This is a genomic window from Candidatus Bartonella washoeensis Sb944nv, assembly GCF_000278135.1.
GTDB lineage: Bacteria > Pseudomonadota > Alphaproteobacteria > Rhizobiales > Rhizobiaceae > Bartonella > Bartonella washoeensis.
Map to the genome: position 1 here is coordinate 267045 of NZ_JH725023.1, position 24866 is coordinate 291910.

The 24866-nt window shown below is 39.5% G+C and carries 21 protein-coding genes; 6 read left to right on the forward strand and 15 right to left on the reverse strand.

Translation table 11 applies throughout. The features are described 5' to 3' along the window. Positions 1-8: 8 nt before the first annotated feature. The 7 genes from mnhG to MCQ_RS03760 all read right to left on the reverse strand — a co-directional run bounded on the left by mnhG (position 9) and on the right by MCQ_RS03760 (position 6723). Entirely contained in the window at positions 9-419 is a 411-nt protein-coding gene (mnhG, locus tag MCQ_RS03730; protein ID WP_006923627.1) for a monovalent cation/H(+) antiporter subunit G, read from the reverse strand. Next, entirely contained in the window at positions 416-697 is a 282-nt protein-coding gene (locus MCQ_RS03735; protein WP_006923628.1) for a K+/H+ antiporter subunit F, read from the reverse strand. The genes mnhG and MCQ_RS03735 overlap by 4 nt, the downstream gene beginning before the upstream one ends. Then, entirely contained in the window at positions 697-1179 is a 483-nt protein-coding gene (locus tag MCQ_RS03740) for a Na+/H+ antiporter subunit E (RefSeq protein WP_006923629.1), read from the reverse strand. Before MCQ_RS03740 ends, MCQ_RS03735 begins: the two co-directional genes overlap by 1 nt. Continuing rightward, positions 1176-2798, reverse strand: a complete 1623-nt coding sequence (locus MCQ_RS03745; RefSeq protein WP_006923630.1) for a monovalent cation/H+ antiporter subunit D — start codon at positions 2796-2798, stop codon at positions 1176-1178. The genes MCQ_RS03740 and MCQ_RS03745 overlap by 4 nt, the downstream gene beginning before the upstream one ends. After that, a complete protein-coding gene (locus MCQ_RS03750; protein WP_006923631.1) occupies positions 2798-3139 on the reverse strand; it encodes a Na+/H+ antiporter subunit C in 342 nt (113 codons plus the stop codon). Before MCQ_RS03750 ends, MCQ_RS03745 begins: the two co-directional genes overlap by 1 nt. After that, the gene (locus MCQ_RS03755; RefSeq protein ID WP_006923632.1) at positions 3139-6060 is read right to left on the reverse strand and encodes a monovalent cation/H+ antiporter subunit A; all 2922 of its coding nucleotides are present in this window, start codon (positions 6058-6060) and stop codon (positions 3139-3141) included. Before MCQ_RS03755 ends, MCQ_RS03750 begins: the two co-directional genes overlap by 1 nt. A gap of 201 nt (positions 6061-6261) precedes the next feature. Continuing rightward, positions 6262-6723, reverse strand: a complete 462-nt coding sequence (locus tag MCQ_RS03760) for a BA14K family protein (RefSeq protein ID WP_006923633.1) — start codon at positions 6721-6723, stop codon at positions 6262-6264. Positions 6724-6895: 172 nt separating this feature from the next. On the opposite strand from MCQ_RS03760, the gene nspC reads away from it, so the two are divergent. After that, the gene (gene nspC / locus MCQ_RS03765) at positions 6896-7993 is read left to right on the forward strand and encodes a carboxynorspermidine decarboxylase (protein ID WP_006923634.1); all 1098 of its coding nucleotides are present in this window, start codon (positions 6896-6898) and stop codon (positions 7991-7993) included. A 58-nt stretch (positions 7994-8051) separates the two neighbouring features. Further along, positions 8052-9290, forward strand: coding sequence for a saccharopine dehydrogenase family protein (locus tag MCQ_RS03770; protein ID WP_006923635.1), 1239 nt, complete (start codon positions 8052-8054; stop codon positions 9288-9290). A 146-nt stretch (positions 9291-9436) separates the two neighbouring features. Here the strand turns inward: MCQ_RS03770 and lpdA are convergent, their stop codons facing one another. The 8 genes from lpdA to MCQ_RS03810 all read right to left on the reverse strand — a co-directional run bounded on the left by lpdA (position 9437) and on the right by MCQ_RS03810 (position 20543). After that, positions 9437-10843 carry a dihydrolipoyl dehydrogenase gene (lpdA, locus tag MCQ_RS03775; RefSeq protein WP_006923636.1) on the reverse strand — a complete coding sequence of 469 codons (1407 nt, stop codon included), beginning with the start codon at positions 10841-10843 and terminating at the stop codon, positions 9437-9439. Between the two features lie 32 nt (positions 10844-10875). Continuing rightward, entirely contained in the window at positions 10876-12084 is a 1209-nt protein-coding gene (gene odhB, locus MCQ_RS03780; RefSeq protein ID WP_006923637.1) for a 2-oxoglutarate dehydrogenase complex dihydrolipoyllysine-residue succinyltransferase, read from the reverse strand. 31 nt (positions 12085-12115) lie between these two features. Then, entirely contained in the window at positions 12116-15115 is a 3000-nt protein-coding gene (locus MCQ_RS03785) for a 2-oxoglutarate dehydrogenase E1 component (RefSeq protein WP_006923638.1), read from the reverse strand. 171 nt (positions 15116-15286) lie between these two features. Next, positions 15287-16189, reverse strand: coding sequence for a succinate--CoA ligase subunit alpha (gene sucD, locus MCQ_RS03790; protein WP_006923639.1), 903 nt, complete (start codon positions 16187-16189; stop codon positions 15287-15289). A 3-nt stretch (positions 16190-16192) separates the two neighbouring features. Then, complete coding sequence (gene sucC, locus MCQ_RS03795; protein ID WP_006923640.1) at positions 16193-17389, reverse strand: ADP-forming succinate--CoA ligase subunit beta; 1197 nt, start codon at positions 17387-17389, stop codon at positions 16193-16195. Positions 17390-17489: 100 nt separating this feature from the next. Next, positions 17490-18452 carry a malate dehydrogenase gene (gene mdh / locus MCQ_RS03800; protein WP_006923641.1) on the reverse strand — a complete coding sequence of 321 codons (963 nt, stop codon included), beginning with the start codon at positions 18450-18452 and terminating at the stop codon, positions 17490-17492. Positions 18453-18725: 273 nt separating this feature from the next. Continuing rightward, positions 18726-19910, reverse strand: coding sequence for a cell division protein ZapE (gene zapE / locus MCQ_RS03805; RefSeq protein ID WP_006923642.1), 1185 nt, complete (start codon positions 19908-19910; stop codon positions 18726-18728). 99 nt (positions 19911-20009) lie between these two features. Further along, entirely contained in the window at positions 20010-20543 is a 534-nt protein-coding gene (locus MCQ_RS03810) for an AprI/Inh family metalloprotease inhibitor (protein ID WP_006923643.1), read from the reverse strand. A 234-nt stretch (positions 20544-20777) separates the two neighbouring features. Between MCQ_RS03810 and dapF the strand changes: the two genes are divergently transcribed. Genes dapF through MCQ_RS03830 form a run of 4 tightly spaced genes read left to right on the forward strand, consistent with a single transcriptional unit; the run spans position 20778 to position 24844 of the window. Further along, positions 20778-21629, forward strand: a complete 852-nt coding sequence (gene dapF, locus MCQ_RS03815; protein WP_006923644.1) for a diaminopimelate epimerase — start codon at positions 20778-20780, stop codon at positions 21627-21629. Then, a complete protein-coding gene (mtaB, locus tag MCQ_RS03820) occupies positions 21629-22912 on the forward strand; it encodes a tRNA (N(6)-L-threonylcarbamoyladenosine(37)-C(2))-methylthiotransferase MtaB (protein ID WP_006923645.1) in 1284 nt (427 codons plus the stop codon). The genes dapF and mtaB overlap by 1 nt, the downstream gene beginning before the upstream one ends. A gap of 13 nt (positions 22913-22925) precedes the next feature. Continuing rightward, complete coding sequence (ftsY, locus tag MCQ_RS03825; RefSeq protein ID WP_006923646.1) at positions 22926-24158, forward strand: signal recognition particle-docking protein FtsY; 1233 nt, start codon at positions 22926-22928, stop codon at positions 24156-24158. Next, positions 24155-24844 (forward strand): septation protein A, encoded by a 690-nt coding sequence (locus MCQ_RS03830; RefSeq protein ID WP_006923647.1) that lies wholly within the window; start codon positions 24155-24157, stop codon positions 24842-24844. Before ftsY ends, MCQ_RS03830 begins: the two co-directional genes overlap by 4 nt. Positions 24845-24866: the final 22 nt, after the last annotated feature.

Sequence of the window (24866 nt, forward strand, 5' to 3'; positions counted from 1 at the left end):
ATTACACTTCAAAAACTGCGCTGGCTTTCATCACTTGATGTTCCTTTTGACGTGGATAATTTTTCCTCTGTCTGATGTAATAAAAGAGCCAGCGGTTTCTCTGATTGATCTTCTGAATGATGTCGATGAGCTGCTGTGTGTGATAGCAACATAGAAGCTACAGGTGCTGTTAAAAACAAAAAAAACATCAGTAACACTTCATGAAAAATAAAACAATGATCCACAAACATTGAATAAAGAAACGAAGAAATGAGAATGCTGCCAACGCCCCAACTCGTACATACTGAAAGCATATGCAAACGCTCATAAAAACTAGAAAAACGCACCAAACCTATTGTTGCGATCAGCGTCAGTCCAGATCCTAATATTAAGAAAATAGTAATAACAATAGCAACAACAAACGATACATCATCCTTCATTCAATAATTTCCCCACGCATTAAAAATTTTGCCAAAGCAATACTTGAAACAGGACCTAAAAGTCCAATAATGAGGGCCGCTACGAAATAAATAGTTGTTCCTGAACGAATATCGAATGTAAGAAACAAAAGAATAGTGGTTATATAAAGAGCATCCAAACCAACAATCCGATCCTGCGCTCGTGGACCACGAATCAATCGAAACAGTGCGAAAATCACCGCTAAGCTTAAAAAAAACTGCGAAAACAAAAGCCCCCAATAAAGAATCACCATACTCATTAAAAAATCTCCAAAAGTAATTGCTCATAGCGCTGTTTGATCAACAGTCGGTAATCATATCCGTTTTTTAAATTTAAGACATGAAGTAAAAGCTCACCCTTTTTGCTATTATAGGCAACCCAAGCAGTTCCCGGAGTTACGGAGAGGATGCATGCTAAAACAGCTAAAGCAGTGCGATTGTGGAGCAAAAGAGGCACGACAACAAAACCAGACTTCTGTTCTCGAGACCTTTTTGTTAAAACAAACCAAGCTACCGAAACATTTGAGGATATAGAATCTATAAATACCCGAAAAACTAGACGAAAAACCGCCCTCCAGCTTTTAACAGTAACCTTCTCCAGCTCAAGAAGACGCATCATCCAACTGCAAAATAAAGCAATCATAATCCCTAAAAACAATTGCCCTAAACTAAAACCGTTTAAAACAAGCCACATAAAGACAATTGTGCCACTGAAAAAAGGAGAAGGACAAAAACGATTCATTTCTTCATGTCCCTATTTTGGGGAGAAAAGTCCGTTAAAACACTCCCAATATAATTCTGAGGTTCGTACAAAATCTTAGCAGTTTCAGACATATAATGACTAACAGGACCAGCTAAAATTGTTATAAGAAAACACAAAGCAAGGAGAACGGCAATAGGCGCAAATTCTATCACTTGCACACGGGGAACACGACTTTCAAGAGAAACCCAAAAAGTTCGAATACCCGTTCGTGTCATAGCAATCAAAGCTGCAAAACCAGACATGGTGACAAAAACCACAAAAAGCCAATCGTGATAATTCGGTAAAGAGGCAGAAAAATCCTCTCTACTGGAGTTTAAAACTGCCATGAACATCATAAATTTAGCAACAAAACCAGAAAAAGGCGGCAATCCAATAATCAAAATGGCACATATAGCAAAACAGGCTCCGAGAATCGCCAAGGTTACTGGAAAATAGGTGCCAACTTCATCTTCTTCCTCCTCTTCATCGTCACCATATACCTCCATTGTGACAGCCAGAACATTAGCAGCCACATCTTGACAGCGCTCAACTAACTCTACCAAAAGGAAAAAAGCTCCAAGTGCTAAAGTTGATGAAACAATATAAAAAAGTGCACCTGCTGTGAGGGCTGTATTGCCGATCCCAATCGCTGTCAACAATGTGCCAGAAGATACAAGAACGCTGTATGCTACCAAGCGCACCAAAACTTGGCTCGCCAATACCCCAATAAAACCAAAAATCACAGTGGCAAGCCCACCATAAAATAAAACCGTATGACCAAAACGGTGAAAATATTCATTTTCAGGACCAAACCATAGCAGCGTTAAACGCAAAATAATATAAATACCCACCTTGCTCAAAAGTGCAAAAGAAGCTCCAACAGGCGCCACTGCTGCACTATAAGTCGGCATCAACCAAAAATTAAGCGGCCACATACCTGTTTTGAGTAAGAAAGCAATACCCACAAGTGCTGCACCTATTTCGAACAAAATAATATCTGTAGAAGTTATATGTTTTATTTTAATAGCTAAATCGGCCATATTAAGAGTGCCAACGATTCCGTAAATGAGTGCCATACCAACTAAGAAAAACAATGAAGCAACAAGATTAACCACTACGTAATGCAACCCTGCACGCACACGCGTTTGGCCAGAGCCATGTAAAGCAAGTCCGTAGGAAGCCGTTAGCATAACTTCAAAAAACACAAATAAATTGAATAAATCCCCAGTCAAAAAAGCGCCATTTATCCCTACCATAAAAAATTGCATCAATGACTGGAAATGAGGACCAACTTTATACCAATGAGCGCGCGCAAAAACCAACGCAGCAGTGATCAATAAGCTGGAAAGTAAAAGCATCATAGCGCTTAAGTGATCAAGGACTAAAACAATCCCAAAGGAAGATGGCCAATTGCCAAGCCGATAAATATCCGAAGCCGGTGCTATTTCAAGCGTACGCATAATCAACAAAACAGCAATAGCGACCGACAATCCCGCAGAAAAAAGACTAATTAATGATTTAAGTTTTGAGCGCCGTTCATCATAGAAAAGCAAAATTGCTCCTGTGCTTAATGGCAAAAGAATAGGCAAAATAAGGAGATGATGCACCCCACCTTCCATCACTGCACCTCACGTCCGTCAACGTGATCCGAACCTGTTAAACCGCGTGAAACCAGAAGGATAACTAAAAATAAAGCTGTCGTTGCAAAACTAATCACAATCGCAGTTAAAACCAAAGCTTGTGGGAGTGGATCAACATAATTAGCTGGATTGATAACAGTGGTAGAATCAACAATTGGCGCAGCATTACTGCGCGGTCTACTCATTGAAAACATGAAAAGATTAACACCATAGGAAATCAAAGACAAACCAAGAATCACTTGAAATGTACGTGGACGCAAAACAAGCCAAATACCTGATCCGACAAGAATACCAATACCCAAAGAAAGAACAATTTCCATTATTTTTCCTTCTCTTCCAAAACAGGTTTCTTACCGATTCGGTAACTCCGAATTGACTGATGTGCAAGTGCAATTAAAATGAGAACAGTTGCTCCCAAAACAAGAGAAAGCACACCAAAATCAAACAAAAAAGCAGATGCTGTGGGAATTTTTCCAATTAAAGGAAGATGAATATATCGAAAAAAGGATGTTAAAAAAGGATATCCAAAAAACCAAGACCCCATCCCTGTTATTACCGACAACAATAAGCCAAAGCCTATCCAACGCAAAGGCAAAACTCTCAAATGGGTTTCTACCCACCGAATATCCCGTGCAAGATATTGCAAAATAAATCCTATTGCTAAAGTGATACCACCAACAAATCCGCCTCCTGGAAGATCATGCCCTCGCATAAATAAATAAACAGCAAAAGCAATAATAACCGGAAAGAGCCACCCCATAATAACAGCAGGAACAGCTAAATAATTCAACACTGTATCGCCTACATTTCGATTAGGCTGTGCCATATCAAATGCTTTCTGAATACGTTGTTGAAAAGGCGCATCAATACTTTCAGGAGCAGGACGAAACCGTCGCAAAAGGGCAAAAACAGTGAGGGAAACAACACCCAAAACAACAATTTCTCCCATGGTATCAAAACCACGAAAATCAACCAACAATACATTCACAACATTGCGACCACCAGCACCAGAGTAAGCATGAGTTAGAAAAAAATCAGAAATCGTCGTACCTTGAGGGCGTGTCATTACCGCAAAAGAAAGCCATGCTATACCAGCACCTCCCATAAGTGCTATGATGAAATCACGGATACGACGCAAACGCACCCCAAAATGAACAACATTTGGCACAGGATTATGCAAACGTTTAGGTAACCACCGTAAACCAAGCAATAATAAGACTACTGACACAACTTCAACCACCAATTGTGTTATTGCTAAATCAGGCGCAGAAAGCCATAAAAAGGTTGCGCAAGTCATCAAACCAGCTCCCCCTAACAGCATGAGTGATGCAAGACGGTGAAATTTTGCTTGCCAAGCAACTAAAAGCGCACATAACCCACCAACAAACCAAAGAGCAAGAAAAGGAACATCAAGTGGAAAAAGCGGTAAAGACCCCGCTGAAATTAAACCATCCCACCAAAGTAAAAGACCAACAAATGCAAAACACACCAAAAAAATCCAGTGTAACTGTATCTGCAAACGACGCGTTGACAAAACAGATTCCACCGCACGTGCCCATTTCCAAGAAATAATCACGAGAACACGTTCAAAAATACGCGGTCCATTTAAATGACGAAAAAAAGGCGCTCCATCATCACAAGATAAAAAATAACGATACCCAACCGCATAGAGCAATCCCCCTCCTAATAACGCAATCAAACTCATCACTAATGGAGTATTAAACCCATGCCAAACAGCCAAACTATAAGGTGTTGTCATTGGTCCTAAAACAGATACGACTGCATTATCTAAAATAGGTCCTATTGTTAAATTAGGAAAAATACCAACAGCTAAACAAATAAACACCAAAAGTTCCATTGGTAAACGCATAAAATGCGGTGGTTCATGGGGAGCTTTGGGTAAATTGACAGGTTTTGGTCCTAAAAAAACACCATGAATAAAGCGTATAGAATAGGTCACACTAAACAGACTAGCCAGCGTTGCTACATAAGGTGCAATCCAATCAAGCCATGATTCCATATGCGTTTCAACAGCTTCAGCAAAAAACATCTCTTTCGATAAAAAACCATTTAGCAAAGGAACTCCAGCCATCGCCGCACTTGCTACCAAAGCCAAAGTTGCAGTGATAGGCATAGAGCAATAAAGCCCTGTGAGTTTACGCATATCACGTGTCCCCGTTTCATGATCAATAATGCCAGCTGCCATAAATAAAGAAGCTTTAAAAGTAGCATGATTGGCCATATGAAAGATCGCCGCAACACATGCGAGAGAGCTACCGAGACTTAAAAGTGTGGTAACTAATCCAAGATGACTAATAGTTGAATAAGCAAGCAATCCTTTCAAGTCTTGCTGAAACATAGAAAAATAGGCGCCAAGCAGCAGTGTCGAGAGTCCTGAAAAGCCAACCAACCAAAACCAAGATTCCGTTCCAGAGAGCACTGGCCATAAACGAACAAGCAAAAACAACCCTGCTTTCACCATTGTCGCCGAATGCAAATAAGATGATACGGGCGTTGGAGCAACCATCGCATTGGGTAGCCAAAAATGAAAAGGAAACTGTGCACTTTTTGTTAATCCCCCCAATAAAATACAAATAAGGATAGGACTATAAAGAGAACTTGACCGGATCATATCTCCAGACTGCAATACCTTATCCAAATCAAAACTGCCAACAACATACCCAATCAATAAAACCCCAATAAAAAGGGTAAAACCACCAAAACCTGTGATTGTTAAAGCCATACGTGCACCCTCACGTGCACCTGCATTATGGTACCAATAGCCGATCAACAAAAAAGAAAAAATACTAGTGAGTTCCCAGAAAACGACCAAAAAGACGAGATTGCCTGATAAGACTATTCCTGTCATTGAACCCATAAAGGCCAAAAAAAAGGAAAAGAACCTCGGTACAGAATCCGCCGGATCCATATAATAACGTGAATAAATGACAACAAGCAGCCCAATTCCTGTGATGAGCAAGCAAAAAAGCCACGACAAACCATCTATGCGTAGAATCAAATCAACTCCCCATTCTGGAAGCCAAGAAATACCCAAACGCACTACACGGTTTCCACGAACTTCCGGATAAAGCATTATTATAAAAAGAAGACAGAAAAGAGCGACAATCCCAGCAAACCATGCCTCGTTATTTTTTGCTGTCGAACGAAAAAAGCCAATAACAGCACTTCCACAAAAGGGAAGCAAAACGAGCAATATCAACATTGCTTCCCGTGTTGTCATTCTTTAAGCTCCATCTTATCCTTAACATTTTGTCGATGACAAAATAAAAGATTATTGCCATTACCCCATTCTGCACTTACAATAACAAGATTTAATAAAACTTAAAATTATTTAAAATTTTCACAAAACAACTGTCGCATGAAAAAAATTTTTCAACACATAATATAAAGTGCCTTAAAGATTTTTCACCGTTAACATTTTTTATCCTTTAAAAAAGAGCGAAAGACAAGGCTTACGAGGTCCATGAAAAGGTTGATAACTATTATCATTTTTATTGTAAGAACGATAACGCGCACGACAAGAATCAATATGTTGTTTGAGCATCCATGGCTCTTTTTTCTGTAAAGAATCTGATACTATTTTTAATGGTACATGTTTTGCGTCTAAATGTGCAAATGAAACGAATGCTACTTCAGGATACCACCAATTATCACTGTATTTGCGATAACCACGCCGATAATGACGATAACCTTTGAAACCATTCAGTTCTCTACGTCCTGTGAAAACCAAAGGGACCAACTCCTCTTGGACAGAAGATTGGTGAGATACATCAACTTCAGTACTCTTTTTTCGCGCAGAACCAGTAAGATTAGTTACTATTATAAAAACACTTCCGATAAACGCGATAATCAAAGCATAATACAAATTCTTTATCATAGGCATAATACAAATCTCACAACAACTGAACCCAAATTGGATTACAGATGATATCTCCGCGTCACGAAACGAAAACAGATTCTTTTCTACAATTCTTTTTCACTTGAGACATTCTGCTACTCCATGTACTAAACGTTGATCACAAGAATAAGATCCTTCAAAAAAGAATGGATGGACAATGATTAGAACTCCCTATTATCTTATCGATAAATCTAAACTCATAAGGAATATGGAAATCATCACGTGCTTACGAGAAATGTCGGGAGCAAAAATCTTATTGGCTTTGAAATGTTTTGCTACATGGAGTCTTTTTGATTTAATGTCCGAGTATATGGATGGAACGACATCATCATCCTTATATGAATTGCGTTTAGGAAGAGAAAAATTTGGTAAAGAAACCCATGCTTATTCAGTTGCTTGGGCGGACAATGAAATTGATGAGGCTTGTAGCTATGCAGATAAAATCATCTTTAATTCAATCCAACAACTTCAACGTTTTGCCAACACCACAAAAACCATTCAACGCGGTTTAAGGTTAAATCCAGGAATCAGCGCATCAAATTTTGATCTTGCAAATCCCTCCCGGCCTTTTAGCCGTTTAGGTGAAACCAATCAAAGCGCTATTAAAGAAGTTTTGCCTCTCATCAATGGCTTGATGATCCATAACAATTGTGAAAATGCGGATTTTAATCTTTTCAATCAAATGCTTAATCATATGGAAGAAAAATTTGCAGAACTTTTTGCTGCGGTTGACTGGATAAGCCTTGGTGGCGGTATTCATTTTACCGCTGAAAATTATCCTTTAGAAGCTCTTGCAAAACGCTTAAAAAACTTTTCCCAAACCTACGGTGTCACTATTTTTCTAGAACCAGGAGAAGCAGCCATCACAAAAAGCACTACACTAGAAGTGAGTGTGCTTGATACATTGTATAATGAGAAAAATCTCGCTATCGTCGATAGCTCAATAGAAGCCCATATGCTTGATCTTTTAATTTATCGTGAAAGTGCAAAATTAGAACCTAATAAAGGTCCCCATGAAATTATGGTTTGCGGAAAGTCTTGTCTTGCTGGTGATGTTTTTGGAACATTTCAATTCCCTGAACCCCTTAAAGTAGGTGATAGATTATCTTTTCAAGACGCTGCAGGCTATACAATGGTCAAAAAGAACTGGTTTAATGGCGTTTCTATGCCTGCTATTGTCATTAAAGAATGTAGCGGAGCTTTAACAATTCAACGCCAATTTAGCTATAATGATTATCAAAAGAGCCTTTCATAACTCAAATGACATATAAAAAACCATCATGCGGCAATATTAATAAGGAGATAACCCCCAAATGAAGAAAAATGTTCTCATTATTGGTGCTGGAGGTGTTGCACAAGTTGTTGCGCATAAATGCGCTCAAAACAACGATATTCTTGGTGATATTCATATCGCTTCACGGACACTCAAAAAATGTGAAGCAATTGTTACATCAATTAAAGACAAAAAAGCAATGAAAGTAGAAGGCACTCTCAAAAGCCACGCACTCAATGCAATGAATGTTTCAGAAACTGTACAACTCATCCAAAAAACCAAATGCGAAATTGTCATCAATGTTGGTTCTTCTTTTCTTAATATGTCTGTTCTCTCAGCTTGTATCCAAACCAAATGCGCTTATATCGATACCGCAATTCATGAAGATCCGTTGAAAATTTGTGAAACGCCTCCCTGGTACGGCAATTATGAATGGCCTCGACGTCACGAATGTGAAAAAGCTGGTATAACTGCTATTTTAGGAGCAGGTTTTGACCCAGGTGTCGTTAATGCCTATGCAGCATTAGCACATAACGATTATTTCGATACGATCACCGATATTGATATCATTGATATTAATGCTGGAAAGCATGGCCGCTGGTTTGCTACTAATTTTGATCCAGAAATTAACTTTCGAGAATTTACAGGACAGGTATGGTCATGGCAAAATAAAAAATGGACTTCTAATCAAATGTTTGAAGTCAGCCATGAATGGGATCTCCCTGTTGTTGGAAAACAAAAAGCTTATATGACTGGACATGATGAGATTCATTCATTATCCAAAAATCTTGATGTTCAAAATATTCGCTTCTGGATGGGATTTGGTGAACGTTATATTACCGTTTTTACTGTTTTGAAAAATCTTGGACTCTTATCCGAACAACCGATTAAAACGGCAGAAGGTCAAGAAGTCGTTCCTTTAAAAGTCGTGAAAGCTGTCTTACCAGATCCAGCTTCTTTAGCACCCGACTATACAGGAAAAACCTGTATTGGAGATCTTATTAGAGGTGAAAAAGATGGAAAACAAAAAGAAATTTTTATCTATAATATAGCTGATCACAAACAGGCTTTTAATGAAACCGGTGCACAAGGCATTTCCTATACAGCCGGTGTACCAGCTGCAGCTGCTGCCATTCTCATCGCCACCGGCAAATGGGATGTTAGAACCATGGTCAACGTAGAGGAATTACCACCGCATCCCTTCCTCAAATATCTCGATCATATGGGACTTTCTACCTGCATAAGAGAACAACAAGAAGAGAAAAAATTACAGTTTTGAATTTATTCTTTACATGTGACAAAAGATATAAAAAAATCGCCTTTAAGAGAGGCGATTTTTTTTATATACAACCATCAAATAGCAAAAATCAATGCTCTCCATGCCTTTTGAAAAAGCATCAGAGAACCCCTTTAAAAAGCCTCTCCCTAGATATGAAGTGGTTTAGCAAATGTCGCTAAAGCGGCTTCCCGCACTGCTTCTGATAAAGTAGGATGCGCATGGCAACAACGGCCCAGATCTTCTGATGAACCACCAAATTCCATCAAAACTGCAATTTCATGAATCATTTCACCAGCACCAAATCCAAGAATATGTCCACCCAAAACCCGATCTGTCGTTTTATCGGCAAGAATTTTAACAAACCCATCACTTTTTTGCATAGCACGTGCACGACCATTAGCCATGAAAGGAAACTTTCCAACATTATAATCAATTCCAGCAGCTTTCAGTTCTTCTTCTGTCTTGCCTACACTCGCAATTTCGGGCTGTGTATAAACAACACTGGGAATGACATCAAAATTAACATGTCCTTTTTGGCCCGCCAAAATTTCGGCTACAGCAACGCCTTCTTCTTCTGCCTTATGCGCTAACATTGGCCCTTTAACGACATCACCAATTGCATAAATTCCTGGAATATTAGTCTGCCAATGCGCATCAATTGCAATAAATCCACGCTCATCCAACTGAACACCAACCTCTCCCAAGCCAAGCCCCTCTGTGTATGGAGAGCGTCCAGTAGCAATGAGCACAACATCAGCCTCTAAGGTTTCAGATGCACCACCTTTGACAGCTTCAAAAGTTACTTGAGCTGTTGAACCAGACTGCGTAATAGCTGTTACTTTTGTACCCGTCTTATATTCTATCCCCTGTTTTTCCATCAATTTTTGAAATTGCCGTGAAACTTCACCGTCCATTGATCCCAAAACTTTATTAAGATATTCAATAATGGTAACTTTAGCACCTAAGCGGCTCCAAACCGAACCAAGCTCTGAACCGATAACACCAGCGCCCACTACAACCATGTGCGTTGGTACTTTTTCAAGTGCAAGCGCTCCAGTAGAAGATACAATAGTCTTTTCATCAATTTCAACATTCACACCCGGAATGCCAGAACTCTCCGAACCAGTGGCAATAATAATATTCTTTGTTGCAATCGTTTGTTTGTTACCATCTCTGGCAACAACTTCAATTTGACCTGCACTTAAAATTTTAGCTGTCCCAAAAAAAGTATCAACTTTATTCTTTTTCATCAAAAAAGAAACACCACTCGTATTCGCTGTTACAACAGCTTTCTTATGCGCCATCATTTGCTCGAGATTAAGCTTAGATTTTGAAATAGAAATACCAAGTGTTTCAAAACCATGTTGCGTTTCAGCAAACACTTCCGAAGCATGCAATAATGCTTTAGAAGGAATACAACCAACATTGAGACATGTGCCACCTAGTGTTGTACGCTTTTCAATAATCGCTGTTTTAAGCCCCAATTGCGCTGCTTTGATTGCTGCGACATATCCCCCTGGACCAGCTCCGATTACCACCACATCATAAGACATTCGTTTTTCCTTTCATCGTGAAAACCGTACTTTTACAAGTCAAGAACAAGACGTTCCGGATCTTCCAAACTTTCCTTAACCCGTACAAGGAAAGTCACAGCCTCTTGCCCATCGACAATACGGTGATCATAAGAAAGCGCTAAATACATCATAGGGCGAATCGCAATTTGCCCGCCAACAACCACTGCCCGTTCTTTAATTGCGTGCATTCCCAAGATACCAGACTGTGGTGCATTCAAAATCGGTGTCGACATTAACGACCCATAAACACCCCCATTGGTAATGGTAAAAGTTCCACCTAGCATATCAGAAACCGCTAATTTTCCATCACGAGCAAGACGACCGAGACGGCCAATTTCCTTTTCAATCTCTGCAAGCGACATCTGATCTGCATCACGAACCACCGGAACAACAAGTCCTTTATCCGTTCCAACAGCAATTCCGGCATTGACATAGTTTTTGTAAACAATATCTGTTCCATCAATTTCTGCATTAACTGCAGGAAGTTCTTTTAAGGCATGGCAAACAGCCTTGGTAAAAAATCCCATAAAACCGAGCTTAACACCATGTTTTTTTTCGAAAAGATCCTTATAACGCTTGCGCAAATCCATTACCGCGGACATATCAACCTCATTAAATGTGGTTAACATTGCCGCTGTATTCTGTGCATCTTTAAGACGACGAGCAATCGTTTGACGCAATTTTGTCATACGAACCCGCTCCTCACGCGTTTCCTGAACGGAAGCTGTCGAAGAGCTAGATGCAGGAACAACAGGGGGGGAGGCTTTTGTTCCTTGTGCTAAAACACCAAGAACATCTTCTTTGAGAATTTGTCCACGTTTTCCAGAACCTGAAATATTGCTTTTTGCAATATTATTTTCAGCCATTAATTTTGCGGCTGAAGGAGCAGGAGGCATTGTACTGGTCAAAGAAGACTGCTCCAATTCAGGTGGCATCTCTTGCACAGGTGCAGAAGGTGAAAACGATTGGGAAACACCAGCTGCTCCAGCTTCAACCAATCCTAACAGAGCATTTAGCTCAACCGTATCGCCTTCCTTTGCAATGATTTCAAATAATTTCCCTCCAACAGGCGAAGGCACCTCAACTGTTACCTTATCAGTTTCTAACTCAACCAAAGGTTCATCTACAGCCACAGCTTCACCAAGCTTTTTAAACCACTTACCAACTGTCGCCTCAGTAACTGATTCGCCCAAAGTAGGAACACGGATTTCAGTAGTCATGATATTTTTCCATACATTCAGAGTAATTAAATTAAGAACCCAACGCGTCTTCAAGAAACGCGGAAAGTTGTTCAAGATGTTTCACCATCAACCCAGTAGCTGGTGATGCACTCGCAGGGCGCCCAGCATAGCGTGCACGTAAATATTGGGCATTAATGTGAGTCAAAACCCATTCCAAATAAGGCTCAATAAATGACCAAGCACCCATATTTTTGGGTTCTTCTTGACACCAAATAACCTCTGCCTGTAAGAAGCGAGACAACACATCTACCAAAGCTTTTGCAGGAAAAGGATAAAGCTGCTCAACGCGCAATAAATAAACGTCATCAATTCCCCTCTTTTCACGCTCTTCATAAAGATCGTAATAAACTTTACCTGTACAAAGAACAATTCGGCGAATTTTGTTATCTTTTTGCAATTTAATAAGAGAATTTTTGAGACATTCAGCATCATCAAGCAATAAACGGTGAAACCGTGTCTCTGGTCCCATTTCATGAAGGAAAGAAACGGCTCGTTTATGGCGTAAAAGCGATTTTGGTGTCATCAAAATTAATGGCTTACGAAAATCACGCTTAATTTGCCGACGCAAAATATGGAAATAATTTGCAGGCGTTGTACAATTAGCAACCTGCATATTATCTTCCGCACAAAGTTGAAGAAAACGCTCTATACGTGCCGAAGAATGCTCCGGTCCTTGCCCCTCAAAACCATGAGGCAACAAGCACACAAGACCTGACATACGAAGCCACTTACGCTCCGCAGAAGAAATAAATTGGTCAAAAATGACCTGTGCACCATTCGAGAAATCACCAAACTGCGCTTCCCAAAGCGTCAAGCCACGTGGTTCAGCAAGCGAATACCCATATTCAAAACCAAGAACAGCTTCTTCAGAAAGCATAGAATTGACAACTTCATAAAGTGCCTGCCCCTTCTGCAAATGATTCAAAGGGATATAACGAGATTCATTCTCTTGATCATAAAGAACCGAATGACGTTGCGAAAAAGTTCCACGTTCAACATCTTCACCAGAAAGACGAACTGGTGATCCTTCTAAACAGAGTGAACCAAAAGCTAAAGCTTCAGCCGTTGCCCAATCAACTCCCTCACCGATTTCAAACATTTTAGCACGGTTGTTCAAAAAACGCTGAATAGTTTTATGAACATGAAAATCTGATGGAATTTCAACAAGCTTCTGACCGATTTCCTTTAAAGTTTTTAGCTCAACACCTGTGGTTCCAGAACGTTGCTCATCAGCATTACTAGCAACTTTAAGACCTGTCCAGCTTCCATCAAGCCAATCAGCCTTATTGGGTTTATAAGAAGCACTCGCTTCAAACTCAGCTTCAAGCTTATCACGCCACAGTTTTTTTTGCTGCTCAATCTCTTCTGAAGAAATCACTCCTTCTGCTACCAGCTGGTCACCATAAAGCTGCAAAGTTGTTTTGTGGTTACGGATAGCCTTATACATAAGCGGTTGTGTAAAAGAAGGCTCATCACCTTCATTATGTCCATAACGACGATAACAGAACATATCAATTACCACTGGTTTATGGAAAATTTGGCGAAATTCTGTTGCTACTTTTGCAACGAAAACAACAGCTTCAGGATCATCACCATTCACATGAAAAATTGGCGCATCAATCATTTTTGCCACATCAGATGGATAAGGTGAAGAGCGTGAAAAGCGTGGATCGGTCGTAAATCCAATCTGATTATTAATAATAACATGAAGTGAGCCCGCAACACGGTAACCTTTTAGACCTGAAAGGCCAAAAGTTTCTTGAATAACACCTTGTCCTGCAAAAGCAGCATCACCATGAATGAGCAGGGGTAAGACTTTTGAACGCTCACTTAATGAGATCACTTCAGTGCGTGTGGGACCTACAAGTTGATCCTGTTTAGCGCGCGCCTTCCCGATAACAACCGGATCAACAATCTCAAGGTGCGATGGATTGGCTAAAAGTGACAAATGAAGCTTTTTACCATCAAATTCAAGATCAGCTGAAGTTCCTAAATGATATTTTACATCACCGGATCCCTCCACATCATCAGGCTTATAAGACCCTCCTTTGAATTCATGAAAAATAGCCCGATGTGGCTTAGCAAGAACTTGTGAAAGAACATTTAAACGACCACGATGAGCCATTCCTAAAACAACTTCCTGCACTCCTAAAACACTACTACATCTAATAATCTCTTCAAGAGCAGGAATCAGTGCTTCACCACCATCAATACCAAAGCGCTTTGTTCCTTTATATTTTGTATCCAAAAATTGTTCAAACCCTTCCGCTTCAATAAGCTTGTTAAGGATAGCTTTCTTGCTTTTCGGTGTGAAAGAAATTCGATTATCTGGTCCTTCAATACGCTCTTGAAGCCATGCTTTCTGAGCAGGATCAGAAATATGCATATACTCCACACCAATCGTTGAACAATAGGTACGATTGAGAATTTCAAGCATCTGAGGAATAGTTGCGTATTCCAAGCCTAAGACATTATCAATAAAAATTGGACGCTCGTAATCGGCAGAGGTAAAACCGTAAGCTTCCGGAGAGAGTTCTTTATAATCTTCCAGCTTTTCTGCTAATTGAAGAGGGTCAAGTCGTGCACGAAGATGCCCGCGTGCTCGAAAAGCACGAATCATCATGAGCGCATGAACAGAATCACGTGTTGCCTGAATAATATCTTGTTCGCTAGAAACTTTTCCCTCTTGCAAAGTACCAGAAGCTATTTTTTCCTTTATCTTATCACCAAGGTGTTTTTCAAGAACAGGCCAATCACCATCGAGAGCAGAAACCAATTCTCCATTTGCCTTTAATGGCCAGTGTTCACGTTGCCAAGTTGCGCCTTTAGCATTTTTAAGAACATCCTCTTTGTTATCTTGAAGGGTTTCAAAAAAAGCGCGCCACTGTGAATCCACACTCTCAGGATTCTTTTCATATTCGGCATAAAGTTGATCTATATAATCCGCATTTCCACCATACAGAAATGACGTTTGCGCAAAAAGACTATTTATATCGTCTTGCCTTGCCATATACTTCTCCGGAACATTTGTTCCGTCTCCTTATATATTCTCTCGACCATTAAACATTCAGAAAGCAAATGACAGCCGGAAAATCAAAAAAGTTTTTATTTTTATTTTGACTACTCAATGTTTCAGCTAAACCTGAATAGGAACACTACCCTATCCAGATAAAGTTTTCTTTTACCCCTTTAAAACGGTCATCAAGGTTTTACCTATCTGTGATGGGGAAGGAGAGACGCGAATGCCTGCAGCTTCCATTGCAGCGATTTTATCTTCTGCCCCACCTTTACCACCAGAAATAACGGCACCAGCGTGACCCATTGTACGCCCCGGAGGAGCTGTACGACCAGCAATAAAACCAGCCATCGGCTTTTTACGGCCTCTTTTTGCTTCATCTTTAAGAAATTGCGCTGCTTCTTCTTCAGCGGAACCACCAATTTCACCGATCATGACAATAGACTCGGTTTCATCATCAGCCAAAAACATTTCCAACACATCAACAAATTCAGTACCCTTAACAGGATCACCACCAATACCAATAGCGGTTGTCTGCCCCAATCCCTCCTGACTCGTTTGAAACACTGCTTCATAAGTCAAGGTTCCTGACCGTGAAACAACCCCTACAGATCCTTTTCTGAAAATAGAACCAGGCATAATACCAATCTTACACTCATAGGGAGTAAGAATACCGGGACAGTTAGGACCAATTAAGCGCGATTTCGATTGCTCTAATTTATCCTTAACTCTAACCATATCCATAACCGGTATACCTTCTGTAATACAGACAATTAGACCGATCTCCGCTTCAATGGCTTCTATAATGGCATTTGCAGCCCCTGAAGGAGGAACATAAATAACAGAAGCATCAGCCCCTGTCTTTTCTTTACCTTCCGCAACACTAGAAAAAATAGGAAGAGATTCACCTTTTGATCCCTCCCACACTTCACCACCTTTTTTGGGATGAATACCACCAACCATTTTTGTCCCATGATAAGCCAATGCCTGTTCTGTATGAAAGGTTCCTGTTTTCCCTGTAAGCCCTTGAACCAAAATTTTTGTATCTTTATGAATAAGAATAGACATGGCTTAAGCTCCCTTCACTGCTGCAATGATTTTCTGCGCAGCATCATCTAAATCATCAGCAGAAATAACATTCAAACCACTCTCTCTGATAATTTCTTTACCTTGCTCAACATTCGTTCCTTCAAGGCGAACAACCAAGGGGACCTTCAAACCCACTTCTCTAACAGCAGCGACAACACCTTCAGCAATGATATCGCAACGCATAATGCCACCAAAAATATTAACCAAAATACCTTTAACATTCGGATCAGCAGTGATAATTTTAAAAGCAGCCGTCACTTTCTCTTTTGAAGCACCACCACCAACATCAAGAAAATTTGCAGGCTCGGCTCCATAGAGTTTAATGATATCCATTGTTGCCATAGCAAGACCTGCGCCATTTACCATGCAACCAATCGTACCTTCAAGAGCAACATAAGCAAGATCATGCTTTGATGCTTCAATCTCTTTGGAATCTTCTTCTGAAAGATCACGTAATTCTAAAATGTCTGGATGACGGAACAATGCATTATTATCAAAAGAAACCTTCGCATCAAGAACCCGCAAATGACCATCTTTCATCACAATAAGTGGATTGATTTCAAGAAGACTCATATCTTTTTCACAAAACGCTTTATAGAGAATTGGAAAAAGTTTTTCACCATCTTCCCGCGCGTTATTGTGCAACTCCAATGCATCACAAAGCCTTGTACAATCTGCAGAAGTAACTCCCTGCACAGGGTCAATAGGCAGAGTTAATATTTTCTCTGGTGTCTCTTCAGCAACCGTTTCAATATCCATTCCTCCTTCTGTTGAAACAACAAAAGCCACCCGACCAACGCTACGATCAACCAAAAGTGAAAGATAAAGCTCCCGCTCGATATCAGCGCCATCTTCAATATAAAGACGATTAACCTGCTTACCCTCTGGACCAGTTTGTTTGGTTACCAAAGTTTTACCAAGCATTTCTGTTACATGCGCGACAACTTCTTCAACTGATTTTGCAAGTCGAACACCACCTTTTGAATCAGGACCAAGCTCTTTAAACTTCCCTTTACCACGACCACCTGCGTGAATTTGACTTTTAACCACATAGAGTGGCCCAGGCAATTTTTTTGCCCATTTTTCAGCTTGCTCTACAGAATAAACAGCAACACCATTTGCAATTGGTGCTCCATATTCATGAAGCAGACGTTTGGCCTGATATTCATGGATATTCATGCATTTGTCCTTTTCTTTCTTTTACGGATCACACAATTGATCCTCAAATCCTTAATAAAATTTTAAATATTCTATTTTAATGAACACAATCTTGCTCACTTTATTTAAGACTAGGTGCAATAGCGACACAAGCATCACAAAGTTTTTGCACCGCATTCACTGATTGCTCAAAAGCAGTTCTTTCCTCTTTATCAAGATCGATTTCAATCACTCGCTCAACACCAGCAGCACCAAGCACAACAGGAACACCAACATATGTATCCTGAACCCCATATTCACCTGAAAGATAGGCTGCAACAGGAACAACACGCTTAGTATCCTTCAAATAGGCCTCAGCCATAGCAACAGCAGAAGCCGCTGGTGCATAAAAAGCAGAGCCTGTTTTTAATAAACTGACAATTTCTGCACCACCATCACGAGTACGCTGAATAATTTGATCTATCTTTTCCTGTGTCGTCCAACCCATTTTTACAAGATCAGGCAAAGAAATACCCCCAACCGTTGAATAACGCACGAGAGGCACCATTGAATCACCGTGTCCCCCTAAAACAAACGCTGTCACATCTTTAACAGAGACCTTAAATTCCTCAGATAAAAAATAGCGAAAACGTGCTGAATCAAGAACACCAGCCATACCAACCACTTTTTGTGTCGGAAGACCTGAAAATTTCTGCAATGCCCATACCATTGCATCGAGAGGATTTGTAATACAGATAACGAATGCTGAGGACGCGTATTTTTTTATCGCAGTACCAACTTGTTCCATCACTTTTAAATTAATACCTAAAAGGTCATCACGGCTCATACCAGGCTTTCGTGCAACGCCTGCTGTTACAATAACAACATCGGCACCTTCAATTGCCTCATAAGCATTGGCACCTTTTAAACTGATATCAAAACCGTCAACGGATGAAGATTCGGCGATATCAAGGGCCTTACCTTGTGGCATGCCTTCTGCAATATCAAATAAGACAACATCACCAAGTTCTTTAAGCCCAATTATATGGGCTAAAGTGCCCCCAATCATACCCGAACCAACGAGAGCTATTTTCTTTCGTGCCATTTTATTTCTTCCTAACGTTAGATAACCCAGCGCACACCCATTAGCGCCGCGTATACTGGAATATTTTCTTTGACCTTAGCCATATTTTCAATACTCATCAAAAGGAGAAAGATTCAAGTTCTCTCCTCATAGAAACACCTCCAAGGAAACAGCTATTAGAAAATTACCATGATGTATCGATAAAGTGAATTTTAAAAAAATACAACAGAATTATTACACTTCTTTTAGATTCAAAGAGTTATTGTTTTTACAGTTTACGTAAAGGTAAAGAGATTATAAACTTTTCTCCTTCAAAAGAAAACGTTCTGCCCAAACTTTCAAATAATCTTGGCTTTGCATTTCAAAAAGACGCGATTGTGTTCTCTGAAACTCAAATGTCTCCGTTGTCTGCGCACGCCCTTTATACAAATTCTCCAATCCTGCTGCTGCTGACATAAATAATCTTATGTGACGTTCATAGAGAATATCAATAAGTAAAATAAATCGTTTCGTTTCATTGCGACATGAGTCATCCATCACCGGTACATTATCGATAAAAATTGTATGGTAACGTTCCCCTAAAGCCAAATACTCAGTTGCAGCCAAAGGCTTTGCACACAAATCTTGATAATCAAAGCGTGCGCAACCCGCTCCAGAGCATGAAATGTGAACAATACGCCCTCTTATAGAAAGTTCATCAGACGTTTCTTTGTGTCCTTGCAGCACTAGCGCCCACGCTTGATTCATGCGTTCATTTGCTGCCACTCCTAATGGCGTTACATATACCCGTTGTAGATTTGATTTTTCAAGACGATAATCTGTTTTTGCATCAAGATTGATAACGCGAACATGTGCTTTCAAAACCTGGATAAAAGGCAAAAAGAGCTCTCGGTTTAAACCGTTATAATAAAGATTATCGGGAGCAACATTTGAAGTAGCAACAAAAAGAACCCCTTGATCAAATAAAGCAGAGATAAGACGCCCCAACACCATGGCATCAGCAATATCTGTTACGCTAAATTCATCAAAACAAAGCACATGCGCTTCTCGTGCGAGATCTTCAGCAACTGCTAAAATGGGATTTTTTTGTCGGGATTTTTCATCTTTTGATGCTTGACGATAAATATTAATTCGCTCATGCACATCAGCCATAAAATCATTAAAATGAGCGCGCTTTTTACGACCTTGCGGCAAACAAGAAAAGAACAAGTCCATCAGCATGGTTTTACCTCGTCCTACTTCCCCATAAATATATAACCCCTGACAAAAACCATCAGCACAATGCTGTTTTGAAACACGAGAACAAGTTTGTTTTTTTCTCTTTAAAAAACGCAAAAATGGCCACAGCCGAGAAGCATTTAGTTCCACAATATTTTGTAATAAATCATCAAAATGCTCTGTTAACGCTAATTGAGCAGAATCTAAACTGATTTCTCCTTTGGATACCATCTCCTTATAGCAGGTTGAAACTAAAATCATCCACACAACCTTTTTTCAAACCGCCCTCAGTGAAATATTCAAGATTCTTTCACAAACTTGTTCATATATCTCTTTTTTTCATAAATGGCTAAAAAAGATCTAACGCCTTAAAACAACTGGCTGATTATCCAGTGTACGCCCTTCAAAACGGTCAACATTGGAAGAATAAAGAACAACAACTATACGCCCTGAATTATCATAGAAATATAATTTTTTTCCTTTTATAGCCCATGACTTTACCCGAGCAACGATTCCCGAACAATGTAAAGGACCAGCGCGAAATCCTTGGCCAAATTTCGTTTGTGGTGTTGCAATTCGGCAAAGTTTACCACCTACAGAAAGATTCCATACTCCCGCAATGCTCGCAGGATATAAATCAATGGCACCGCTTGGCAATTCGAGACTAGCCATTCGTTCATCACTACGAGAATCGCCTTTTTCATATACTGAAGGATCTTCTACCTCAGATGTTGATAGATCAGTCATTGCTTCAGATACTGACATTTTCTGAAGTGGGTAGAAAACTTCTAATGCACCGCCTCTATCATTATTCTCAAATCGCAATGTTGAGCAACCTGCTAAGAGTGTTATAATTGATATTACAATGAAAACTGAATTTTTTGAAAATGTCATAATCTATACTCTTTCCCATGACAATAAATAGGCTCACTCGAAGAAATGGGTGAACATTTGTTATACGGCATTCTACAAAGATAAATTAATAAATTAAAAAGAACAGAATAAAAATTGTCGATTTTGAACGATAATCATTTTTTCTGCCAGTTTTATATGCATTAAACACTGGAAATTCTTAAGATTTTCAGTCATATACTAATTATGATTAATCACAAGAAATAGAGAACCTTCATGAAAACGCCATTTAGCAAAATGGACGGTCTTGGAAACAAAATCATTGTTGCTGATATGCGTAACAGCACACATGCACTCACACCGGAAGCAATTTGTGCCTTAGCAGCAGATTCCCAAACTCATTTTGATCAAATTATGGCTATCCATCCTCCCACCAAACATGAAGCTGATTTCCGTATTGAAATATGGAACGCCGACGGTTCAATGGCTAAAGCGTGCGGGAATGGCACCCGCTGCGTAATCGCGTGGCTCATTGATCACAATCTTGGTGAAAGCTTTCGATTGGAAGCGCCTGCTGGAATTATTGAAGGTAAACGCCAAACTGATAACCTCATCTCTGTTGACATGGGGCGCCCAAATTTCAATGCAAAAGAAATGCCTGTTTCACGTGAAATAGTGGATACCAATCATGTAGAACTTACCGCTGGTCCCTTAAGGGATGCTTGCCTTGTATCCGTTGGCAATCTTCACGCTATTTTTTTTGTTGAAAGTAATATTCAAAACATTCCATTAGAAAAATATGGACCACAACTTGAACATGATCCCCTTTTTCCAGAACAGTGCAATATTTCCATCGCTTATGTAACGTCACAGAAAAGCCTAAATTTACGAACATGGGAGCGAGGAGCAGGATTAACGCAAGCATGCGGCAGCGCTGCTTGTGCGAGTGCGGTGGCTGCCTGCCGACGTGGTCTTACACAACGTCATATTGATGTAAATTTACCAGGGGGAACGTTGAATATTTTTTATAGAGAAGACAATCATATTATTATGACAGGTCCAATTAAATATGAATTTAGTGGTTTTTTAAATCCTTTAACAGGGAACTATAAAAAGGATCACTTTTGATGGCTATAGAAATTGTAACATTTGGTTGTCGACTCAATAGCTACGAAACAGAAATCATACGTAAAGAAAGTGCTTCTTCGGGGCTAGATCAGCTTAAAGATGGTGCTATTATCTTTAATACCTGCGCTGTTACTGCCGAAGCTGTGCGACAAGCAAAACAAGCTATTCGAAAAGCAAGACGTGAAAATCCACATGCCCGTATTATTGTCACAGGATGTGCTGCACAAACAGAAACAAAAAGCTTTGCCCTTATGACAGAGGTGGATCTTATCTTAGGAAATGAAGAAAAACTCCATGCACATTCTTATCGTCAACTTCCTGATTTTGGCATCAACCATGATGAAAAATTGCGTGTCAATGATATCATGGAAGTGCAAAAAATTGCTCCGCATATGGTTAGTGCGATGGAAGAGCGCACACGTGCCTTTGTACAAATACAAAATGGATGCGACCATCGCTGTACATTTTGCATTATTCCTTATGGACGTGGACCATCACGCTCAGTCCCTATGGGTGCTGTCGTTGAACAAATTAAAAAGCTAATAGACAATGGCATTCAAGAAGTTGTTCTAACAGGTGTCGACCTCACAAGCTACGGTCATGATCTCCCTGGAAAAGCCACTCTAGGAAAATTAACTTCAGCCATTTTGCATCACGTTCCTGACTTGCCTCGGTTGCGACTTTCATCTATAGATTCTATTGAAGCAGATCAAGAACTCATCAATCTTTTAGCCTATGAGAAAAGAATAATGCCACATTTGCATTTATCTTTGCAAGCAGGCGATAATATGATTCTAAAGCGAATGAAACGACGACATCTGCGTGAGCATGCAATTCAATTTTGCCAAGATTTACGTGCCAAACGTCCTACAATGGTTTATGGTGCCGATTTAATTGCTGGTTTTCCTACTGAAACAGAAGAGATGTTCGAAAATAGTCTCGCTCTGATCAATGACTGTAATTTAACACATCTTCATGTCTTTCCTTTTAGCCCAAGAGAAGGAACCCCTGCCGCACGTATGCCACAAATCAATCGTAAGGTGGTTAAGATGCGTGCGGAAAGGTTGCGTAAAGCGGGTGAGGAAGCTTATCAAAAACATCTTGCTTATTTACAAAATAGTCAGCAAACAATACTTGTTGAAAAAGATGAAATCGGACGAACGGAAGATTATACTCTTGCGAAAATTAAAGGTGCCAAAGCTGGAACAATTGTTCAAGCACTTATCGTTGATCACGATGGTGATAAATTAATTGCTATTCTCCCAAAATTAAACGCAGCCTGAGCAGGAAATTCTTATGACGAAATCTTTTATTAAAAAAATGCTCTCATTTAAAAATCCTAAAGAGCCAAAATTGAAAAGAATTCCACCTCATGATGAAACCGATATGAAAGAAAAAAATAAATGCAAAAGTGGAATTATAGAAAACGATTGCTCCGCAATAAACATTGAAAAAGAAGAGCAAACAGAAAATCAGAGTATAACACCTGAAAATCAAAATAGAGAAACGCAACCTTTTGAATCATATTCTGGCAAAATAATTGTCACAAACACAATCAGTGAAAAAAAAATTGAAGAACTTTTGCCTGAATTCTCTACTGAACAGAAAAAAACGGCGTGGTTTGGGCGCCTAAAAAAAGGATTAGCCCTTTCTTCACAACGCTTAAATGAATCTATAAGTAGCGTCTTTGTTAAAGGAAAACTTGATGAAAACACTCTGCAAGAGTTGGAAGATATTCTTATTCAAGCTGACCTTGGTGTGGAAACGGCTACACGAATTACCGACACCTTAGCTTCCAATCGTTACGAAAAAAATCTATCTCCAGATGATATTCATATCATCGTGGCTAACGAAATCAAAAAAGTGCTAGAACCTGTTGCAATTCCACTAGAACTTGATCTTAATCATAAACCTCATGTTATTTTGCTAGTAGGTGTAAATGGCACTGGAAAAACAACAACTATTGGAAAACTTGCAGCTAAACTAACTGCGGGGGGACTAAAAGTTATGTTGGCTGCTGGTGATACCTTTCGCGCTGCAGCTATTGAGCAATTGCATATTTGGGGTAAACGTACGGGAGCACCTGTTATTTCAACAAAACTGGGTGCAGATGCAGCTAGCTTAGCATTTGATGCTTATGAAAAAGCCAAAAAGGCAAACAGTGATGTATTGATCATTGACACAGCTGGGCGCTTACAAAATAAAACTGAACTGATGGACGAATTGGCAAAAATTATTCGTGTTTTAGGAAAACATAACCCTCAAACACCCCATACAATTCTTCAAACGCTTGATGCAACCACTGGGCAAAATGCACTTAACCAAGTAGATATTTTCCGTGATATTGCTGGCGTTAACGGTTTAGTTATGACAAAGCTCGATGGTACCGCACGGGGAGGAATTCTTGTTGCCATCGCAGCAAAATACAAATTACCTGTCCATTTTATCGGTATAGGAGAGAATATTGAAGACCTTCAACCTTTCTCTGCTTCTGATTTTGCCGAAACCATCACAGGAAAACACGCATGAATAAACTTTTTTCTGAACCTCATCCATCCAATAATACCGATTCGAAGAATATTGAGAAACATAAAAAAGCAGCCCTTTCACCGACTCTTAAATTTCTATTGGAAATAGGGCCATTAATCGTCTTTTTTCTAAGCAATTATAAGGGTGAATGGCTAATAAAAAATATTGTTTTTTTTAAAAGCTTTAATAAACCTATTTTTCCTGCAACCGCTATTTTCATGGTAGCAATCATCATTGCTTTAAGTTTATCATGGATCCTCGCACGAAAAATTCCCATAATGCCTCTTATTTCAGGGATATTCGTTCTTGTCTTTGGATTTTTAACTCTTTGGCTTCACAACGATACTTTTATCAAAATGAAGCCGACGATCATTAACTGTTTATTTGCTCTTATTCTCTTTGGTGGCATGTTTTTTAAAAAACCACTCTTGCGGTATGTGTTTGATTCTACTTTAAAACTCGATGATTTAGGATGGCAAAAACTTACCTATCGTTGGGCATTATTTTTCGTTTTTCTTGCCCTTTTAAATGAAGTTGTTTGGCGCAATTTTAGTGATAATTTTTGGACAAGTTTTAAAGTATTTGGTGTCATGCCCATAACAATTCTATTCATGCTTACACAAATGCCTACTATACTTAAACATTCAAAAGGTTTTTTAACAGAAGAGGACAAGTCTGATTCTTAAATATAATGCATTTATTACGACA

What these genes read in the sequence shown, in the direction of transcription:
- MCQ_RS03785 (WP_006923638.1), bottom strand. Translation starts at nt 15,115, where the DNA reads ATGGCAAGGCAAGACGATATAAATAGTCTTTTTGCGCAAACGTCATTT.
- lpdA (WP_006923636.1), bottom strand. Translation starts at nt 10,843, where the DNA reads ATGTCTTATGATGTGGTGGTAATCGGAGCTGGTCCAGGGGGATATGTC.
- MCQ_RS03740 (WP_006923629.1), bottom strand. Translation starts at nt 1,179, where the DNA reads ATGAATCGTTTTTGTCCTTCTCCTTTTTTCAGTGGCACAATTGTCTTT.
- MCQ_RS03760 (WP_006923633.1), bottom strand. Translation starts at nt 6,723, where the DNA reads ATGCCTATGATAAAGAATTTGTATTATGCTTTGATTATCGCGTTTATC.
- odhB (WP_006923637.1), bottom strand. Translation starts at nt 12,084, where the DNA reads ATGACTACTGAAATCCGTGTTCCTACTTTGGGCGAATCAGTTACTGAG.
- nspC (WP_006923634.1), top strand. Translation starts at nt 6,896, where the DNA reads ATGATTAGAACTCCCTATTATCTTATCGATAAATCTAAACTCATAAGG.
- mnhG (WP_006923627.1), bottom strand. Translation starts at nt 419, where the DNA reads ATGAAGGATGATGTATCGTTTGTTGTTGCTATTGTTATTACTATTTTC.
- mdh (WP_006923641.1), bottom strand. Translation starts at nt 18,452, where the DNA reads ATGGCACGAAAGAAAATAGCTCTCGTTGGTTCGGGTATGATTGGGGGC.
- ftsY (WP_006923646.1), top strand. Translation starts at nt 22,926, where the DNA reads ATGACGAAATCTTTTATTAAAAAAATGCTCTCATTTAAAAATCCTAAA.
- MCQ_RS03810 (WP_006923643.1), bottom strand. Translation starts at nt 20,543, where the DNA reads ATGACATTTTCAAAAAATTCAGTTTTCATTGTAATATCAATTATAACA.
- MCQ_RS03745 (WP_006923630.1), bottom strand. Translation starts at nt 2,798, where the DNA reads ATGGAAGGTGGGGTGCATCATCTCCTTATTTTGCCTATTCTTTTGCCA.
- sucD (WP_006923639.1), bottom strand. Translation starts at nt 16,189, where the DNA reads ATGTCTATTCTTATTCATAAAGATACAAAAATTTTGGTTCAAGGGCTT.
- dapF (WP_006923644.1), top strand. Translation starts at nt 20,778, where the DNA reads ATGAAAACGCCATTTAGCAAAATGGACGGTCTTGGAAACAAAATCATT.
- MCQ_RS03735 (WP_006923628.1), bottom strand. Translation starts at nt 697, where the DNA reads ATGAGTATGGTGATTCTTTATTGGGGGCTTTTGTTTTCGCAGTTTTTT.
- MCQ_RS03755 (WP_006923632.1), bottom strand. Translation starts at nt 6,060, where the DNA reads ATGACAACACGGGAAGCAATGTTGATATTGCTCGTTTTGCTTCCCTTT.
- sucC (WP_006923640.1), bottom strand. Translation starts at nt 17,389, where the DNA reads ATGAATATCCATGAATATCAGGCCAAACGTCTGCTTCATGAATATGGA.
- MCQ_RS03750 (WP_006923631.1), bottom strand. Translation starts at nt 3,139, where the DNA reads ATGGAAATTGTTCTTTCTTTGGGTATTGGTATTCTTGTCGGATCAGGT.
- MCQ_RS03830 (WP_006923647.1), top strand. Translation starts at nt 24,155, where the DNA reads ATGAATAAACTTTTTTCTGAACCTCATCCATCCAATAATACCGATTCG.
- MCQ_RS03770 (WP_006923635.1), top strand. Translation starts at nt 8,052, where the DNA reads ATGAAGAAAAATGTTCTCATTATTGGTGCTGGAGGTGTTGCACAAGTT.
- mtaB (WP_006923645.1), top strand. Translation starts at nt 21,629, where the DNA reads ATGGCTATAGAAATTGTAACATTTGGTTGTCGACTCAATAGCTACGAA.
- zapE (WP_006923642.1), bottom strand. Translation starts at nt 19,910, where the DNA reads ATGATTTTAGTTTCAACCTGCTATAAGGAGATGGTATCCAAAGGAGAA.